General features: G+C 57.4%; 12 protein-coding genes and 3 pseudogenes. 7 read left to right on the top strand and 8 right to left on the bottom strand.

Features of this window, described 5'->3' with window-relative positions; translation table 11 throughout:
* Positions 1 to 21: 21 nt before the first annotated feature.
* Together MU521_RS15055 and MU521_RS15050 are read right to left on the bottom strand one after the other, a co-directional pair.
* Entirely contained in the window at positions 22 to 1,083 is a 1,062-nt protein-coding gene (locus MU521_RS15055) for a glycosyltransferase family 4 protein (RefSeq protein ID WP_092695302.1), read from the bottom strand.
* Positions 1,076 to 2,020: a polysaccharide deacetylase family protein gene (locus MU521_RS15050; RefSeq protein WP_092695304.1), complete on the bottom strand. Its 945-nt coding sequence runs from the start codon at positions 2,018 to 2,020 to the stop codon at positions 1,076 to 1,078. Before MU521_RS15050 ends, MU521_RS15055 begins: the two co-directional genes overlap by 8 nt.
* 490 nt (positions 2,021 to 2,510) lie before the next feature.
* On the opposite strand from MU521_RS15050, the gene MU521_RS15045 reads away from it, so the two are divergent.
* A complete protein-coding gene (locus MU521_RS15045) occupies positions 2,511 to 4,211 on the top strand; it encodes a hypothetical protein (RefSeq protein ID WP_092695306.1) in 1,701 nt (566 codons plus the stop codon).
* A gap of 615 nt (positions 4,212 to 4,826) precedes the next feature.
* Here the strand turns inward: MU521_RS15045 and MU521_RS15040 are convergent.
* On the bottom strand, positions 4,827 to 5,825 hold the full coding sequence (locus tag MU521_RS15040) for an STT3 domain-containing protein (protein WP_092695308.1): 999 nt from the start codon (positions 5,823 to 5,825) through the stop codon (positions 4,827 to 4,829).
* A gap of 157 nt (positions 5,826 to 5,982) precedes the next feature.
* Here MU521_RS15040 and MU521_RS15035 point away from each other — a divergent pair.
* Positions 5,983 to 6,876 (top strand): annotated as a pseudogene (locus MU521_RS15035) (NAD-dependent epimerase/dehydratase family protein); the annotation flags it as partial.
* A 52-nt stretch (positions 6,877 to 6,928) separates the two neighbouring features.
* On the opposite strand, the pseudogene MU521_RS15030 reads toward MU521_RS15035, so the two are convergent.
* Together MU521_RS15030 and MU521_RS15025 are read right to left on the bottom strand one after the other, a co-directional pair.
* Positions 6,929 to 8,183: pseudogene (locus MU521_RS15030) on the bottom strand (RNA-guided endonuclease InsQ/TnpB family protein).
* A 285-nt stretch (positions 8,184 to 8,468) separates the two neighbouring features.
* Positions 8,469 to 8,918 carry a hypothetical protein gene (locus tag MU521_RS15025; RefSeq protein ID WP_092693518.1) on the bottom strand — a complete coding sequence of 150 codons (450 nt, stop codon included), beginning with the start codon at positions 8,916 to 8,918 and terminating at the stop codon, positions 8,469 to 8,471.
* Between the two features lie 169 nt (positions 8,919 to 9,087).
* On the opposite strand from MU521_RS15025, the gene MU521_RS15020 reads away from it, so the two are divergent.
* From MU521_RS15020 to MU521_RS15010, 3 genes are all read left to right on the top strand, one after another.
* On the top strand, positions 9,088 to 10,818 hold the full coding sequence (locus tag MU521_RS15020; RefSeq protein ID WP_092693520.1) for a transposase: 1,731 nt from the start codon (positions 9,088 to 9,090) through the stop codon (positions 10,816 to 10,818).
* Positions 10,819 to 11,239: 421 nt separating this feature from the next.
* Complete coding sequence (locus MU521_RS15015; protein WP_092693726.1) at positions 11,240 to 11,488, top strand: toxin-antitoxin system TumE family protein; 249 nt, start codon at positions 11,240 to 11,242, stop codon at positions 11,486 to 11,488.
* Positions 11,469 to 11,936 (top strand): HVO_A0114 family putative DNA-binding protein, encoded by a 468-nt coding sequence (locus tag MU521_RS15010; protein ID WP_092693522.1) that lies wholly within the window; start codon positions 11,469 to 11,471, stop codon positions 11,934 to 11,936. The genes MU521_RS15015 and MU521_RS15010 overlap by 20 nt, the downstream gene beginning before the upstream one ends.
* Before the next feature lie 1,542 nt (positions 11,937 to 13,478).
* On the opposite strand, the gene MU521_RS15005 is transcribed toward MU521_RS15010, so the two are convergent.
* On the bottom strand, positions 13,479 to 14,153 hold the full coding sequence (locus tag MU521_RS15005; RefSeq protein WP_245681193.1) for a helix-turn-helix domain-containing protein: 675 nt from the start codon (positions 14,151 to 14,153) through the stop codon (positions 13,479 to 13,481).
* Positions 14,154 to 14,451: 298 nt separating this feature from the next.
* Here MU521_RS15005 and MU521_RS15000 point away from each other — a divergent pair, with 298 nt between their 5' ends.
* On the top strand, positions 14,452 to 15,012 hold the full coding sequence (locus tag MU521_RS15000; RefSeq protein ID WP_175452891.1) for a cupin domain-containing protein: 561 nt from the start codon (positions 14,452 to 14,454) through the stop codon (positions 15,010 to 15,012).
* A 575-nt stretch (positions 15,013 to 15,587) separates the two neighbouring features.
* Here MU521_RS15000 and MU521_RS14995 read toward each other — a convergent pair.
* Entirely contained in the window at positions 15,588 to 16,487 is a 900-nt protein-coding gene (locus MU521_RS14995; protein WP_092693530.1) for a M14 family metallopeptidase, read from the bottom strand.
* Between the two features lie 56 nt (positions 16,488 to 16,543).
* On the opposite strand from MU521_RS14995, the pseudogene MU521_RS14990 reads away from it, so the two are divergent.
* Positions 16,544 to 17,466: pseudogene (locus MU521_RS14990) on the top strand (transposase); the annotation flags it as partial.
* Positions 17,467 to 17,714: 248 nt separating this feature from the next.
* Here the strand turns inward: MU521_RS14990 and MU521_RS14985 are convergent.
* The gene (locus MU521_RS14985; protein ID WP_245681194.1) at positions 17,715 to 18,968 is read right to left on the bottom strand and encodes a DUF2238 domain-containing protein; all 1,254 of its coding nucleotides are present in this window, start codon (positions 18,966 to 18,968) and stop codon (positions 17,715 to 17,717) included.
* Between the last annotated feature and the right edge of the window lie 3 nt (positions 18,969 to 18,971).

Below are 18,971 nucleotides of genomic sequence, written 5' to 3'. Positions count from 1 at the left end.
GCGGGATATTAAACGTTCGTCTCACCGCGCTGTGAGCCGCTCGAAGAACGAAACGTACTCTGGCTTGAGTTTCGCTCGATCGAATCGCGTCCCGTCTTCGAGCGAGAGGTCTTCGAACGAGACGACCGAATCGACGAACTCCTGATCCGTCTCGAACGTGTTTTCGGTGGCGACTGCGACGTCGCCGACATCTCGTGCGAGCGTTCGGGTTCCAGCGAGCTGGGCCTCGACGATGACTCGCCCGAACGCCTCTGTGAGTGTGGGGTGGACAAGCAGGTCCGCGGCGTCGAAGTACGCGCCCATGAACTCGGGCTCCACCTCGCCGACGACGGTGACGTGGTCGTCGGCCGGCGGCGGCAGTTCCGGGTCTCTGTCCCCGCCGCCGACGAACGCGAAATGCAGTGACGGACGCGACTCGATGAGCTCTGGAATCCGTTCGACGAGGTAGTCGAACCCCTTGTACCGGATCCGGCGACCGACGAACAGGACGAGATCTCTGTCGCGTGGGGCCACTGTGTGGGCTGAACTGTCCCCATCCATGGTCAGCCGGCCAGGGTCGAACGGCGGGGGTAATTCGACGACGTTGTCGGGCTCACAACCACGGCTCGTGAGCCTGCGTTTCGCCGTCGGCCCGAAGACCATCTGTACGTCCGAGAGACGGAGCATAGCACGACCGAGGACGTTATTCCGGAAGAAGTAGCCGGCCTTTCGCCACCCGCTCGCCACACGATAGGTGTAGAGTTCGTCTGACCCGTACCGATACACGACAGGCACGCCGTTGCTTTTCGCGGCACCGGCCACGACTGACGGCGGAAGCGCCGAACGTGTGACGTGGACGAGAGCCGCGGGGTCGTGCGCGTCGAGATACTCACGAACTGCACGATACTCACCGGGCCGGTTCGATGCGTGAGTGGCACCGTGCTGAGCCACGTCGGCCAGCACTGCCGAACTGAACCCCGAGAAGTCGGTCGCCACGAGGTCGATATCGAATCGCTCTCGGAGCATCCAGACGTAGTGTTGAACGTCCAGTCTGACGTTGAACGGTGTCGTGGACCCGACGAAGAAGGCTAGTCGGTCAGTCATCGGTCACCTCTCGGTCGACGCGTTCGACCGCTTCGCGCATCGTCACGATATCGACTTCCCGCTTCCTAGCGGCCTGCAATATCTGCCGCAAGTCTCTGAACATCTCCGGCGTGAACGCGTGAGGATGATCCCAGAGGTGGTATACACCCCCGTCTCGACTCACACGTTCGATAGCCCGTTTCGCCATTGTTACACGAGGATGTTCCGAGAACCGTTCGTTGAGACTGCTACTGCCGGGATTGTACGAAAGTCGCTGTGAGGCCGGGACGTCCCAGACGCCCGATTCGTCCCGCCTCGGGACGACAACCGGTGCTTCGCAGCCCATCATGAAGCGGAGGTATCGACGAACCCCTCCGAGCGTGTCCGTCTCGACTGCCTTTCGTGCCGGCGACTTCCCCCTATACGCCGTTATTCCCTGTTCGGACAGCGCCGGCCGGTACCTTGCCTCGTTCCGCGGATACACGAGCGTCGACACGTCATGCCCTCGCTCGCAAGCCAGTTCACGACTCGCTTCTATCTCCGAACGTAACACGTCCGGCGTCACCGTCGGTTCCGAACAGACGACGTGTGAAAACGTATGTGACCCGATTTCGTGGTCGGGGGCGGCTGTCTCGATCGCCGTGATAATATCCGGCCCGTACCGGAGCGGGTCACATTCTACGTCTGTCCCGGGATCTTGCGCATACCAATCACCGGTGTGCGGCCACTCGGGTCTGTCGAGACTCGCGTGATCCCCATCACACGACTCCAGAAAGAGGTGTCCGACGATGGCCCAGGTTGCCGGTGCTTCGAACTCGTCGAACAGGTCGAGGAGACGGTGGATATTCTCCCGTTCGGCCCGGCCGTCCTCACTGAGAGACTGATCCTCATCGTACCCGTGGAATCCCCAGCCGAGTTCGGTGTCCAGCGAGATAATAACCTGTCCATCGTCTTCCATCGACCGGTAGAATCCGTCCCGCAATTATATGTCTTACCACCTATTTCGAGCGTCGTTGTGACTGTACAGGTAGAAAAAGCGGTTGCTCTCGGGTAGCAAATTGTTGGTCAACTCTCGTCTGTATCTGGGAGTCGTAGCGCACAACACAGCGTGTCATAGAAGCCTTCACATGGTACAGTCATATTCATTATCTTTTCAGAGAGTAACAGACGTAGAAGAGCGTGCACCAAGTGCACGACGCTTAGAATCGTTCAAAGATAGGAATTTTATTCCCGTATAGTGACTGTTCTCGCTCAGTTGGCGTTATTCGACGTAGCGACTGTGGTTTCTATGGAGCCGCAGACAGCAGGCTTGGAGCCGGTAACGCTGAATCCGTCGATAGCCATGAGAACAGTTCTATGACACCCTCCACAACATGAAATCCACCGCATTTTAGCGGTTCGCCAGAGCCAAAGAGATATATTCCGGACAGTCAAACGGCTACCCACCTGTGGATCGGTCCTCGAAATTCGGCCTCTCGCTAACGGCACTTGTCCTGGGCTTTGCTGCACTTTACACCCATGCCACTTCTTCGCTGTACCCGGGTTTATACGTCGGTATCGCCGCCGTAACGGTTGTGCTTGTTCTCACGGCGCTCGTCAGCGACCGGCGGACTTCTACCTCCCTCGTCGCAGGCATTGTCTCCGTGAGCGTCTTCTTCCGCCTCTACACATTCCTTTTCCCGGCCAGTATGATCGGCATGGACCCCGATCGGAAGGCGATCAGCGTCCAGCGCGTGATCGAGACAGGGCATACAGACATGATCGTTCGATACTTCTATCAGGACATCTCGCTGTTCAACGTATACGCCGCAGAGTTCGGTCTCCTCGCAGGTTTCGACGGACCGATGTCGCTGTTAGTGTATGCATTCGTACTTGGTATCTTGTTGCCTCTCACTGCCGTAACGCTCGCTAGACACGTTCCGAATATGGAGTCTGGAAATTTAGTCATTATCGCGGCTCTGGTTAGTACCATCGAAACATTTGGGGTGGTTGAGGGGTTCTGGATACACAACCAGTCCCTCGGGATTGCTCTGTGGTGTGGTGTGCTGGTTTGCCTAGGCGTCTCCGTCCGCAACAATCGGGCACTTGTCGTCCTCACCTCGATTCTGCTGGTCACGATGGCATTTTCCCACAAAATCCCGCTTTTCATGGTATTGAGCGTCTGCTCGGGAGCGGTGGTGTACGGCTTTCTGTATCGGTGGGATATCGGGTCGAACGGTGGCGTTCTCTCGAACTCCTCTCAGACGGTACTCTGGTCCGGAGTCCTTTCGGGAATCCTGTTGTTCGTCCAGTGGTCTTTCCTCACCGGATACTTTGAGCGGTTGGTCGGGAAAGTTGTTGCCCTCTTTGCGATTCCGTCTGGTATCGGACAAGCATCAGACCTCACGCCAGCAGCAGCGGTCGAGCCGCTTCCGCCCTTACTCGATATCGGTCTCTGGCGTTTCCACGGGTTCGCCCTCCTTCTGATCGCCGGACTGGCGTGGTTTGGCTATCACCTCTCGAACTGGCCCTTCCAGCGGGAGGCACGGCTGAACGAAACGGTAATACTGATCATGTCTGCTGCAGTTATCCTCGCGATAGGCGCTATTGCCGGTGTCTTGAAACCAGATATCGTTCCTGCTGGTCGTATCTTTAGTTACAGCGGTCCGGTTTTCGGAGTGCTGATCGCTCTGTCGTTTGCACCCTGGTACCGGGACGGGTTCTGGAAATATAGTAAGTTATTGGTTATCTGCCTGCTTCTCGTCTCACAGATATTTTCACTGATGGTCATGATCGACCACCCCGACCGGCCTCGCATGTATCTCACCGGTGGTGAGGTAGAAGCGAAAGAATTCAATCATGAGTTCACCGAGGGCGACATTCACACTGATTTCTATTACGCGAAGGAGACCGTTCCGTCGCGTATCGTAGATATTGGTCGGGGCCGACAGGTGGGAAAGATTACGACGCCGTATCAGCCGTTGCAACTCGAACTATTGAACGCGAACCTGACCACATCGGCATACGAGTACGTCTCGTATCGAACACAGGCGGCCGTTCAGCGGACACAGTACGGCAAGTTCGAACTGCGATGGGATCCGGAACGACAGTTGGACGCGGAGATGAGCAGGACATACGATAACGGTGCTGTCGTAACTTACTCTGGTTGAACCACTGGATCGGTCGGGAGAAATGTCGTCAGGACTTACTGTACGGCTATAAATCCGAATTCGGCCAACCCAACAAAAATGACCATATCATCTCGTTCGTCACCGGGAAGTCAGCATAACCGAAGGGAAGAATTCAAAGTTAATGAAGGGGTGCTACAGAAGTCTTCTCATACCCTGTGCTGCCAGGTTTCAATTTTTCAGTGGGGTAGATCCCAAGGCGATGTAGAACGGATATCGGGTTAGATATCCTGTCCGTTTATCCGAGTAGCAGTAATCGATATTCCTCGAATTAGATCTTGAAAGCCATCTATGCAAGCTAACTCTAGCCCATTCACTCCAGCTAGTCGAAAAAGCCTGATATCGTGGTAGTGACTCCGGAAGAATGAACACGCAAGACGAGACCCACAATGCCATCTGCGAATGTTTTGCCGACAACGGCTTTCATATGCTGGTTTAGCCGGTGTCCGAGTTCGTCAAGCAGGAGGAAACCGACGACGCAGAAGGGGGAACAGCGTAAGGGCGAAACTACAGGCTCATGTGACAGACCACCTTCGCTTGGTAGAGGCGAGCATAGGCAAGAACGTAGTCAGGGCAATCCCGGCGATCAGCGGCAGATTACCGAACACTGGGGACAACCCGGTGCGAACGTCCGAGATTGCGCGGTGGATCGCGTAGTCGCCGACGGGAGATAGAGTAGCGGGCCAGCGACTGTGCAATGATTCCGATCCCGAGAAGCGCCGCGCCGGCCCAGGTCGCCCGCGAACTGGGGAGCCTGCCATCACCGCGCATCAGGACCGCACTCTCGTACTCAGTGGCGATCACGAACAGCGCATACGCCGTCAGGGTGAGCCAAAGGTAGTAGAAGGCGTGGTGGTCGCCGAATCCGAGCGCGGTCAGGTTGGCGTGGACGGGCGTCAGCGCAAGCATTAGGACCGACGCGAGCCCGATACGCCGGTCAGTGGTCAGTCTGGCGGCGAGGAGGTAGACGAGCAGTGCCGTAAGTAGGGCCGATATGACGGGAAGCCATGCGAGCGCGAGACCGGCGGCGGGCGTCCCGCCCAGAAGCTCGGCCGCCCACCAGGCGACGACGACGTATAGGTGATCCTGTGCGAGGCCTGTTCCGAGAAATTCAGTGAGCGATCCGAAGGCGAGCGGCGAGAGATCCGCGGCGAGCATCTGCTCGACGTAGTACCGGTACCCCCAGGGGTCGTTTCCGGCGAGAACCATATGCTCGCCCCGAAAGACGCTGCCCCACATGAATACCACGCGAGTGACGGCGACGAGCGCGAGCGCCCCTGCGAGTGCGAGGACCGCTCGCCAGTCGACATCAGGAAGCGAGACCGCAATGGAACTGTCCGTCTCGGCGGAATCCGTTTTGATTTCTTCACCGTCGAGTGCAGCGCGGACAGCCGCTCTATCCGCTACCCGATACCCGTCGTCAACTTCCTCGACGAGACCGCGGGAGACGACTTCGCCGAAGGTCCCCGAGTCGAGCGGGATTTCGTCGAACGTCCAGGGCCCGTCGTCGTCGACCTCAAGAAGCACTTCGAGATCGGATTCGAGTCCGGGTTTCTCTGCGAGGAGGGAATCTGTCACCTCGCGTACGTCGTCCATATTGGGTTAGACCCTTAGTCTCAAGGGAATAAAGCCACCGAAGCAAGTCATCTCCGCAACCACTTCGAGGTCGAGTGGTTCGAAACACAATCTGATCCTGCGACAGATATTCGATCGGAGCGGAGAATACTTGTGCTTCGTGTTTGAGTGCGAAGACATGCAGGAAAAGCGCGTACTCGTGACGGGAGGCGCGGGTTTCATCGGCTCGAACCTGGCGAATCACCTCGCTGACGACAACGAGGTGATCGCGCTGGACGACGGCTACATCGGGACGCCCGAGAACCTGGACGACAGCGTGGAGTTCGTCGAGGCGAGCGTCCTCGACGACGATTTCCCCGTCGACGTGGACGTAGTCTTTCACCTGGCCGCGCTCTCGTCGCTCCAGATGCACGAGGACGACCCACAGCGGGGCGCTCGCGTCAACGTCGAGGGGTTCGTCAACACCGTCGAACAGGCCCGCCAGGCCGGGTGTGAGACGGCCGTCTAAGCCTCGAATTCCTCGATCTACGGCAGTCGAACCGAACCCTCGCCCGAGGAGATACCAGTCACGGTAAACACCGGCTACGAGGCCTCCAAGCTCGCCCGCGAGCGCTACGGAGAGTACTTCGCCAACTACCACGACATGAACGTCGCCGGCCTGCGCTTTTTCTCGGTCTATCAGGGCTACGGCGGCGCGGAACGACACAAGGGCGAGTACGCCAACGTCATTGCGCAGTTCGCCGACGACATGGCCAATGGCGAGTCGCCGGTGCTCTACGGCGACGGTGAGCAAACCCGCGACTTCACCCACGTCGAGGACATCGTCCGAGGCATCGAACTGGCCGCCGACCACGAATTGACCGGCATCTACAATCTGGGCACCGGCAACGCCTACTCGTTCAACACCGTCGTCGAGCTGCTCAACGACGAACTGGGAACCGACATCGAACCCGAGTACGTCGGGAACCCGATTCCCGAGGACGTCTACGTCCACGACACCTGCGCGGGTGACCTCCTCCTCGCCGTGAACGGAGAGGGAGCGAAGCTCCCTCAAGCAGTCGGGCGTAGCCCGACGACGGCGAGGCTTCCCGAACCGCACCGCAAGCGTTGGGATATTTGCCGGTCTACGGGCAGACCTGTTCTTGTGGGGCGACTCTCCCCATCGATGTATCGAACAGGCGCACCGAAGGCTGGGCCAGACAGCCGTTACTCCTATCCCGAGCGGGACTCGGAGTTACCGTCGCTCGCATATTCTCCGCCGCATTCAGGTCGCTGTTCGCGACCAGTTCGCAGTTCTCACACACGTACAAGCCACGCTCGACACGGTTCGAATCGGCTTTCATCCCGCACGCACCAGGTTATTGACGTGGCCAACTCGTACTCATCAACTCGCTCTACCTCGATACCACGTTCTTCGGCCTTGTACTCGATGTGACTCAGCACGGTGTCAAACGCCCAGTCGTGCAGACGCTTGTTCCCGTGGCGACCCCAGTCTTCATCCGCACGAATGTCCTCCGGGTGCCCGACAGCTATCGTCTCCACGCCACGGTCTGCACATTGCTCTACGATGTCTTTCGAGAGTGCGTGCAGGTAGCGGGTCTGCCGCCGGGATTTCTTCTGGCGTGCCCACTCAGCATGGGTGCTTGGACCGTTTTCGCCTTCTGTGTCGTATTCTTCTTGGCGGAAGTAGTGGGAGTCCATCTTCAAGGCGTTCCCTGGATATAACAGCGTCTCGTCACCAACAGAGACAGCCGCCGTGTTGCAGATACCGAGGTCAACACCAGCCGTCTTTTCACCCGACGAGTCGGCGGCATCGATGGCGACTTTGCAGACGAAATGCAGTTCCCAGTGGTCGCCGGTCCAGACGATGCGGACCTGTTGTACGTCTTCGACGGCAGTTAGGTCTGCATCGGGGCCGGTATCGTATTCGCAGAGAACGAAGTCACTCCACCCATCTTTCAGGTTCTTGCCTTTCGAGAGGCGGACTTGCTGGTGCTTTGTGTCGAGTTTGAAGCCGTCTTCTTTGAACGTGATTGTTGAGCGTGGTCGTTCGTCACCGTGTTTGCGGTATCCCGGTGGGTTCGCATCTGAGTTATCTTGTTCGAACCAGGACTGGAAAGCGCCAGCCAATTCTTCGACGATTGCCTGGCTTGATTGAGCGTTCAAATCTCTCCAGCACGGTTGGTTTTTCATGTAGGACTTGAGTGGTCCTTCGTCGGGTATTTCACCGGTTTCGTCCCAGATGCGGCCAGCAGTCCACCGAGCGACGTTCCAGATTTTACTGCCGGCACGAGCGAGTGAATCAAGGTCACGCACAACGCCCTCACGGTCGTTGGCGAGTGCCGCTGTAATGGTGCGTGTCGTGACCAGATTCACTATATATAGCCTATGACAGAACAATGACTTGATCTTTCGGGTCGGCGTGGAATATCCTGCCGGAAGAAACACTGTCGGCTGGGTAGCGGAGCGTAGCGATTCACGCCCGCCCTGTTCGGTCCTCGGTTCCGACACGTCGGAACACTCGTCCCTCACGGGAAGGGCGGGATTCTCTCGCTGTATCAAGATAGCTCGAAGATCAACGCGGCGACGGGATGGGAGCCCGAGATCTCCTTCGAGGAGGGGATCGAACGTGTCTGTGCCCAGTATACCAATACTGTCCCGGACTCAGGTGTCAGTTAAATAATCATCCAGACGCTGTTGCATCTCGAAGCGCTCGGTTTCGATATACGAGTCAATCTCGTCTTGCCAATCAGCATCTTCCGGCGACACCGACTGAAGTACAGCATTTTCTGCATTCCGCACACGTCGAACTGCATCTCGTCTCGCCATGTGATACTGGCGGAGGTTTTCGTCCTGAGCGAACTCCCATACTTCCTGCCCGATATCGGTCAGTTCATACACTTTTTTTGAAACACCATTTGGACGCTGCTCCAGTGTCTGTTCCCACAATTCATGCTGAACGCCGACTTTGAGACGATCGTGGACAGTACTCGAACTCAGTAACAATTTCTCGCGAAGGTCCGTATGTCGCTGGGGTTCGTGGCCTATTTCGACTAAGATCTCCATTGCTCCCTTCCTTTGGAGGAACTCAATAATCTCCTTGTCCTCAATCATTGTGTGATTTGAACATCGTCCGTCGCCGAAGTACTTTTGTGTTGCGAGTCAATATACAATATTGCTTGATTCAAACATAGTATTCTAGCAAACACAATCCGGCAGAGATTAAGTACGAGACCATCACGGCTAACGATGCTCTCTGCCACTCCCTTTCGCTCCAAAATCTATGTCATCTGATGTACCTGCGGTTGCGGAAGCCCTGGTCACTCACGCAGAAGCAGTCTGTGACTACGCTGATCACCTTTGGCGGGTCGTCGGGAACCTCTCGGTTCCAACGGACCTACTAACTGACACACGAGATACGGCGAAGGTCACGTATAGTACCGAGCAGATGGTGCGCTGTTTCCTGTACGCAGAGATTCGAGAATTCTCACACAATGAATTGGCTGATCAACTCCATACCCGTCCGGCATTGTGCAAACAGTTTGGGTTCACGACGCCGCCGACACAGCAAACTCTCTCGGAGACGTGGCGGGCCCTTGATGACGAGACACAGCGTGTTATCGACGAATCGGCAATTGCTATCGCCCACGTCGCACATGAGAACGATGTAATCTCGGAGGCACTTCTACCGACAAGTCCCGACGAAGACAAAAGAGACACCGACGAACAAGCAACCGAGCAAGACCGCGAGTGGAAACGCCAGAAGGCCACGAAGACGATCGAACTCGCGCGCAGGTATGCCTTCCCTGTCTTCGACAGCGGTCGAGCAGACAACCGCACCTACGACGACAAAGCGATTTTGGAGATGGTTGCTCGGATCTGCACGATGGGCGAGAGCGCCCACGGCGAAGGCGAATACGGCTGGCTCACCGACGATGATACCACTGCCTCCGGCGATACGATTCTTCGAGTGCTCAAGCAATTCGCCACACCTGGAACCGAAGAGGCACAGCTCACCATCGATGACTTCGCTGGGGATGACCGAATGCCGGCGATCACGGAAATCCGCGATACGCTGATGGACTCCTTCGAATCTGCGACTGACCACATCTTGGGAACGATTCGTGGCGACGATCCGTTCGATGATCGCCACGTCACCGCCGCTATCGACATTACTTACGAGCGATTCTGGCCCACGCCGTGGGAGAACAAGGACGAGGGGATTGCGAAGAGTACGTTCCCACCGATGGTAAGCGGCTACAAGCACGATGGCGAGGTGAAGCGCGGCTACAAGTACGCCACTATCACGCTTGTGGGCGATGTCGCTCCGATCATCCTCGCTGTTGAGCCAGTCAAAGAAAACTCTGTCTGGGAGGATGAAGGCGCTGCCTCGTACGCGAAGGGCGAACTAGTCGCACGCCTTCTGGACCAGGCACAACAGTATGTCGACATTGACCAAGTGATGTTCGACCGTGGCTTCCACAGCCACGATGTCTATATAGCAGTCGATGAACGTGACCTGACGTATCTTGCGCCTGTCCCGAAGTATGAAGATGACCTCGACGCCATCGAGGACATCAAATCGACCGAGGGTGTGGACGCTGGTGTCATTCACGATGTGCCGTTCGAGAGTGACGGCGGCCATCGTCACACCGCGGAATACATCTATGCGCCGGTTGATACTGATGGTGCTGATGGGAACTACGGCGCATACGTCACGAACCGTGACCACGTCGCTCCCGAGGAAATCGACTCGGTCGTCAACGAATACAACCGCCGACGGGATATCGAGAACCAGTACAAGTCTATTGAAGAGTTCCTCCCGCGGACATCGTCAACTGACTACCGCGTACGTCTGTGTAATTTTGTGTTGGCGTCACTGCTGTACAACCTCTGGCGGCTCACCGATTATCTCATCAAAGTCGGGATCGGCGAACCGATCCGGTCACCGCCGGTCATCTCGGCAAATACATTCGTTCGTGCATTGGGTGACTTCCTGCGCCGGTACGCTTAAGCACGAAGCCTCCTCTCGGTTTTCGTCGTTTGTGAGCGGCAGCACTCTTCGAATCTGACTTTTTGACGGTTTAATCCGTCAATTCCGGGAATTCTCGTCTGAGTCTTCTTCCAATTTAGATACTATGTAGTTTCCAGATGATATCCTGTATGAAATAGCACCGTAATCCCGTGTCTTGGTTGTAGCGCCCATCATCTACTCAAAGTCTGGAAGTTGGGCAGGTCCGAATCAATTCGTTGGGTGGTAATGGTTCTTAACACCATTTTCACCAAACAACATATACACAAATAGATGAATGCTGCAGGCATCTTCGCCGGGTAAGGTTTATCTCTGTTGGGGTTGAAATACAACATAGGAGACGGTGCCTGCGTCAGTTGTGTACCGGGACGGAAGCGAGAAACCGGACGGGAGCCGGTACGAGATGGTCGCGTGGCGAGTCCCGGTGAGCGAGGAGTTCCCGCAGGGGCTGAAGTACAGCTTCCAGTACATGGACGCTGACAGCGACACGCTCCTGCGATACGACAACGCGCCCTACCACCTGGACGTCGGCCGGCACCATCGACACACACCCGAGGGCGACATCACGAAACTGGAGTTCACAGGCCTCTCCGACCTGATCGCTGACTTCCAAACCGAGGTGACCGAAATCTATGAGCAACGAACCGACTGACACCGAACCCACGCACGACGAATTCACGCCCGGCCCGGACGAGGTCGACTACCCGTCGACCCTCCGCATCACGTCGCTGCCAGCGGAGCAGGCACAGCAGGCGGCCATCGAGCGCGCCGAACAGTGGGAGGACGGCGAGGAGGTACCCCACGTCGTCAACTTCGAAGACCGGGCGCGGCTCCGCCAGCTGCTCACTGACCGGCGGATGGAACTGCTTGAGGAGGTGATGGAACAGCCACCCGAGAGCATCCGCGCGCTGGCTGACCACCTCGACCGCGACGTCCACGATGTCCACGACGATCTCCACCTGCTGGCCGAGTACGACATCATCCACTTCGAGAAGGATGGGCGCGCGAAGAAGCCGTACGTTCCCTACGACACGGTCCGAATCGAAGTTGAGTTCGGCCTCCCTCGTGGCGAAGGGTCAGAGTCGGCCGCATCGGCGTGAATCGCGTTGGACCGGTTTCGGTGCGACTGAGACCGGTTGCGCGTCGATATTTTCCTGAGCCTCGTTCTGCACACGTCCACCGGAAACGCTGTGTGCAATTTCCGCCGCTCGGGAGAGTCGCCGGACTCGGCTGCCGCCACGATTACGACGACGGCCCAACCCGTGCAGGGGTACGAGGAAGGCTCAGTGATCGGCCAACGTCACATCCAGCCGCGTGTGTGCAAAACTCGAGTGCTCAGTGTAGATGCGTATGTTGCATCTCGATTTTGTACCCTGTCTTAGAGGAGTGATTAGAACGAACCACCGATACCGATGTATACGAAAATTCCAACAACGGTTGCGACTACCTGAAGTGCGAACAATATCGCGTAATCCTTGGGTTCCATGTTACTCTGTCTCTGAGCTATTCACTAAACCCTGGGGAAGACTCATAGGAGAATTTCACATACTGCTTCGGTACGTGCGATTTGATCACTCTGGTGAGTCCACGCTCTATAACCGTCACTCTCAGCAATTCACCCGGCTCCGGCTCGCCTCAAATCAACTGGCTACACGATGATTGGCGGGACCGGTTTGAATCCCCTTCTACCCCCGTAGTTTCTGAATCCTTACATAATGAACTCCAACAAGTCTACGAAGAGGTCCGCTATGTCGTCGGAGTTTGTAGTCCATCTTGGGGTGAGGACGAGACGACGACAGGCTGTTACAATGCGAGTGCAGGTCGAGAAGATTTCAACCGCGTTCAAGTCCACGACCGCGTGAGCGCCTCCAAAACCACCAACGCTGGCCTCTCAATACACAGCGTTAAGGGAAAGTGGTCGTTCGATGAAACGTGACCGGTAGACTCTCTGGAGTAATCGTTTGAGTTGTTGGTAATCGGTACCGATATATATTGAACCTATCAAAAAGTGCATGATGCCCTCCCAGGAAGACCGACAAAAAGACCTCCTGTTAATCGGTGTTGGTATCCAACTCTCCCTGTTCGCAGTGCTGATTCCAGCGCTCTTTCCGCTAGTCTTCGTTAGCGGTTTTATTCTACTCTGGGTGGTTTTCGACGAGGCAATCCGACGATTGGACGAGTATTCTGGCCGATAGATCTCGCCATCTGACCCCCAAGTGAAAATGTTTTCTGACAAAATGTCGGTAGCTGTTCAGCCGTCTCGACCGACTACGACCACACCAGTTGTGCAAGACACGCGCGCTCTACTGAGCGAATCGGGGAAGCGAAGAACAGCTATGTGAACCGTTGTATGACACCCTCACCCTCCGGTAAAGCCAGACGGGGGTGTTGGACTCTTCAGATTGGTCGGACGAAGAACGCCGAAGGAGCTCAAAGCCAAAGGTGTGAATTCTCTTTGGAAGTATAACGTAGGCAAGACCAAGGATTACAGCTATGGCGGATCCGGCATGCCATAGAATATGCATGTGTGATTTTTAACGGGTGGTCCCATATATCCAAGATCAACACTGAAACCTACACCCTTGAGAGGACGCCCAATGACACGCTTCAATAGCCCAAGCACCCGTGATATAGTGGGAATTTCATGCAGTACCACCAAACTCGTCCATCATTGCGCGGATGATTTTTGCTTCTGCCTTCTGTAGATGGTCGCTGGCTGTTGGCGGTGCACAGTCAAGTTTGGCGGCGACGTCTTCATGAGTTGCTTCTCGAGGCTGGTTATAGTAGCCGAGTTCGAGTGCAGCCCCGACTGCTTCACGCTGTCTTTCGCTTAGCGTACCTACTGGATCGTTGGAATGACTCTGAAGTCGGCCGATCCTGTCGATCTGTACCTCGACGCCGTTGGGGGCATCGTCGAGAGCGCGCTGGAGTACTGAAGCGTCTCCAATGACGCGGGCAGACATCGTTCCATTGCGATATACGATTGGTTTGCGGACGATGAGTCCCGCCTCTGTACTTGCTCGCTGGATAGCAGCGAACAGAGGGGTTTCGAGCGGTCGCATGACGACCAGCACATATGTTTGTCCCGGTGTGGTATCGGACAGTTCCACCGAATCGATACCCGCGGTGTCAGCGGCCCGTTCGGCGAACGTCGTTGGATCACCATCGACCGTATACAAGAGCGTCGACTGATCGTCGGCTGTCATGCTCCAGTCGACCAAACGGGTCTCATTAATGGCCGACGAATTGGCCAATAATTCGAAGAATTCCGGTGCGTGATCGTCGTCGATATGGACAGTGACGTGGAGGTGTTTCATAACCCATCCATCGACTGAATCAGTCATAAAACCCACATGCATACCTCACAGAATTTCCATCTACGTCGGTCCGTTATACGTAACGGAGATGGAGACCGAGACGCAGTCCAATGAACAGGGACAGAGTACCGGTGATAAGAAAGAGGTGACCATTCGGACTGGCCGCCCACTCGTAAACGGAAGCCCGATTGACGAGCCCTCACTCGAATTGAATCCTGAAACTCCTGCAAGTGTCCTCCTGCGACGGTCACCCCGTCCACTCGTTTCCGATCCAGTAAGTCGGACATGGGCGACACTGATGGAGCGACCAGACGCGGGGAACACCGATCGTCCAGTTCTTGTCCAGTGGGTGTCGCCGGACTCTCCTGAGCCGCCAGCTCACTACCATCCGAAGACAGAGACGTTCAAGACGCTTGAGGGACAGCTCACTGTCGTTCGCGATGGAGAGCCAATCCAACTCGACCCTGGAGAATCGCTGACTGTCGAACCAGGACACGAGCATACCTTCCGTAACGACACTAACGAAATAGTTGCATTCAGAGCCGAACTCCCGTCGATTCGGATGGTAAAAGGGCTCTACACCGCCTGGGGACTGGCCCACAAACGTGGTCGCGATGAGGGCGGCAACTTTCCTGGTCCGGGTCCGGTAGAGTCGCTCGTGATCGCGGCGGATCTTTATGATGAGACGGTGATGACGATGGTTCCCCAGTCGGTCCAGCGAGTTCTCTGGGCTACCACTGAGAGGATCGCTCGGCTGTCAGGAGCGACTGGCATTACGGATGTGTATCTCGACGCGTCCTTTTGGAACCGGCATGTTGAGCAGCCTGAATTGGAGTCACCTGAGGATGTTACGTGCTGACGCAGAATTGCCGGCGTTCGAAGGGGATCGCTCGTTCCTGTCACCACGTATCTCGTAGTGATCAGTGTCTCGTCTGCACTTCTGTTCGGCCCCCGCAGAATCGCCGCCACCAATCCTTGGGATAACTTGGGGCGTTTCCCTTACCCACGGAAGAGTCCTCGCGCTTCAGCGCGGGGAGGACGTCAATGGGGAGTCCACAAAATAGTTAATCCGTCAAAGAACGAGAGTATCCTATGGATGTCGAAACCTTCCAATCTATCCATCGCTACGGGGCAATACTGTCTATCGTAGCGATTGTCGGTGCGGTGCTGGCATACGTTCTCGGGGGGTCGTTACAGCCGCTCGTCTTTCCTCTCGGCTTTTCTGGCCCACTTGCTGGTTTCTACTTCATTGGAGCCGTGTGCGAAAATCACTCTAAATACTCTGTGATGGGTGAGGAACTCCTTCGAGGCGTCGCTTGGTACGGGATGAGAGGGTGTCAGAGAAGAGTTCACGAGAGAGTGTCGCAAAACAGTTGCCATCCTTCTGCCGAGAGTCTGGTGGCTACTCACTCTCTACAGAACGACACGGGTGAATTAGTTCCTAGGAGTCGGGGAGACTCCCCAAGCGTTGCGAGCTGACGAAAGCGTCTCGCCAGCGACAGCGCCTTTGTATCCCAGGATGTCGTCATACCCTGTTTCGGACATCAGAATCGGAACGAAGGAGCTATCGGCTACGTATTCGCCCCTATCGCTCCGTGCGACGGTTGTCCCTGGTTCGACCACTTCGAAGTTGTCGACGAGGAGATCGTAGTTGGCGTCCGGCTGTGTCGAGACTGCCTCAGTCATCGTGTAATACGTCGAATCTGTCTCTACAGGTTCCCCAGGAAGTGCATCAACCAACTGGAGGAAGGCCTCAACGATTTGCCGCGCGTTTTCCGTCGCCTCCTCGGTACGCGTTCGGCCTGCTTCGATAGTGAGAACGGGTGCTGACGTTGCGAATGCTCCCTCGAAACAGGGCGTCTGGTCAACAACGTGAGACACTGGGAGGCGAGCGGCTAGTGCCTGTACCTCGGGGTGTGACCGTGAAACGAGCGCGATTGGATCATCGTAGGAGTGGGTGGAATGGAGAGAGAGGACGACGCCACAGTCGCTGATTGTTTTGAGGAGCGCAGCAGCGAGTCGGCGTTCGCGGTCCTCGCTGGCCGGATCGCCTGGAAACACTCGGTTCATGTCGGCATCGATATATCGGCGATGGCTCGCGACGGCAGGCGGATTCGCTACGACGAGTTGTATCGGTCGCTGTAAGTTCGTGGAGGAGTCGAGAACCTCCCGGACTGCCCGAACGCCACTCGGTTCATCGCCGTGAATGCCCCCGACAATCGCCACGTCAGCGTCGTCTCCGGGACCGAGTACTTCCTCTGCTGGCGTAATGTCTCCTCCGAACACTCTCGCTACTATCCGGTGCAGGCCAAAATACCTCACGACCGGAACCATCCCACCTCGGCGTTCATCTAGCTCTTTAGTGTGGTAACCGTTCAATGACACCCCCTCACGAATCCAGGCGAGAGCGAACACCACTCGGCCACGCCCATCGCGAGCACGTCCGTGATCTCTCGGTCACACAGATTCGGGAGATGTACCGCCACGCCGTGAGTCGCCTCTTGGATCGAGTCGCAGAGCCAGAGGAATTCTTCCGAGCCGGCATCGTTGCCATCGATATTACCGAATCTGACCCGTTCACTGGCGACCGTGCGGGTCACGGAGACGAGATCATCGGCACGAAGGAGAAGACCGACGAGTACGCTTACCAGTGGGCGACGGTCCAGTTAGTCGGGAACGCTGTCCCAATCGTCTTAGACGCACGGCCGGTACGGAAAGGCGATGCGCGCAAGGAGATCGCCGCGGACCTCTTGGACTCGGCAGAGGCGGCTGGTCACGTCGATAACGTACTGATGGATAGAGAGTTCGACAGCCAGCACATCCTGGAGATGCTCAGCCAGCGCGGCCTCTCCTACGTCGTGCCCAAGCGGATGCAGACCAGCGAAAAAGCGCAGGCGAAACGACTTCTCAAGCGGGGGAAGACCGCTACGAGACTGATCGAAAATTGCACTTGGGCGACAAGAGTGGCACTCGACGACATTGATCTACCGGCGGAAGGAGAACTCCGAACACACCGATCATCGACAGTATTCGGTGTTCATGACGAATCGGAATAGCGGGCTCCTTGCCGAGTACGGAATGGGAGATCGAGAGCGGCTACAAATCGATCGAGCGGTTCATGGCCGCCACAACGTCGAAGCACTTCGGCCTGCGGTTCTTCTACTTCGCGTTCGCCTGTCTCCTGTACTCGATCTGGCGGGCAGTTGATTTACTCGTGCAGGTACAGTTGACCGGTGAGTACGACCACTCGCCGATCGTAACAGCCGACAATACGCTGACACTGGTGAAGAAGGAGACTGGAATCGGAGAGTGAAGGGACTCTCCCCGGGTAGTTGGCGTCTGAGTGGCAACACTATCCAGAGTCTCGGAAATCCCCTGAAATAGTTGCCTGCAAAACAGGAACGGTCGTTCAGAAAGCGATCTGAAGTAGATTCTCCTTTTCGGTTCGGCCGAAACCGCGCATTACAGGTCCGCTATACCCGCTGTAGTCTCAACTTCCGGTGGGCGGCAGTTGAGACAGATCAGACACTAGCCGGCCGATAAAGCGCCCGAGACAGCCGTTCAGCCCCGTCGGAACCGCCACTCGAAGAGGACACCGGCGAACAGGCCCGCGGCAGCGGCGTAGACGAACTCCCACAGGAGTCGGGTCTCGATCTCGTCGCCGGTCAGGCCGGGGTCGAGCAAGAAGTGGGTGCCGAGCGTCAGGTCGACGAGCCAGCGGCCGACGGCCCAGAGGCCGGCTGCGGCCATCGTGGTGACGACGACCAGCAGGACGGCGAAGGTGGGCGTCATGCGGACGGCGGTAAAGAGGTGGAGTTCGACCGCGACGGTGAGGGCGACGGCGGCGACGGCGACGTAGACGAGTGGGGTCGCGGCGAGCCACGGCTGGGCGAACACGCCGCCGAACACGGGGAGCGCGGGGAGAGCGAGGAGTTGCCAGGGGAGCGTCGCACGGGGGTCGCCGTAGGCGACCGGGGGGACGAGCGCGAGCGCGACGACGATCGCGACGGGGACGGCGAACGGGACCGCCCCGGTCGCGACCGCGCCGACGACCACGAGGGCGAGGACGCCCACGACCAGCCACGAGCGCCGCGCGTTCGTCCGGTCGCGCCGCACCACCTCGTCGAGGCTGGCCACGGCCGAGCGTTCGTGGGCGATCGGGCGGAGGGGGCTATCGCCGTCCGGCTCGTGGCGGTCGAGGCCCCGTCGGAGCGAGTCGACGGCCGACGAGACGCGTTCGGTCGCGACCGCCGCGGCAACGAGGGCTCCGAACATATCGAACAGCAGGTCCCCCAGCGTGTCCCACAGTCCGTACTGGACCAGCACCGGCTCGAGGCCGAGGACCCGGGCCCCCAGCGCCGTCCCGAATTCGAGGATCTCCCAGAGGACGCCCAGCCCCAGCGTGAATACGAGGACGTAGACGAACAGGAACCGATCCGTAAGGACGACGGCCCTGCTGTGGTCGTCGATGGCGCGGGCCAGGACGTAGCCGACGGTCGCGACGACCGCCGCCGAGAGTGTGTGCGTGAGGCGATCGTACCACCCCACCTGGTGGTAGAACCCAAGCATTCCCAGCGCGTGCAGAAACAGCGCGAGAGTGATCCAGAGCGTGAACCGCGCGTCCAGTTCGATCCGGAGATCACGCTCGATTATCGCGGGGACGAACGTCGTCGCGAACGCGATGGCGGCGTTGACCACGATCCCGACGTTGCGCGTGTAGAGGCCGACCACCAGTATCGCCAGTATACTGGCTTGGAGGAGACGGGTGCCAGCACGGACGAGGCGTCGGCGATCCGGGAGTCCCGACGGAGACATACG

The organism is Halorientalis regularis (assembly GCF_023698535.1).
Taxonomy (GTDB): Archaea; Halobacteriota; Halobacteria; order Halobacteriales; family Haloarculaceae; genus Halorientalis; species Halorientalis regularis.
Note: the sequence above shows the minus strand (reverse complement) of the source record. Positions and strands in the feature narration are given on the sequence as shown.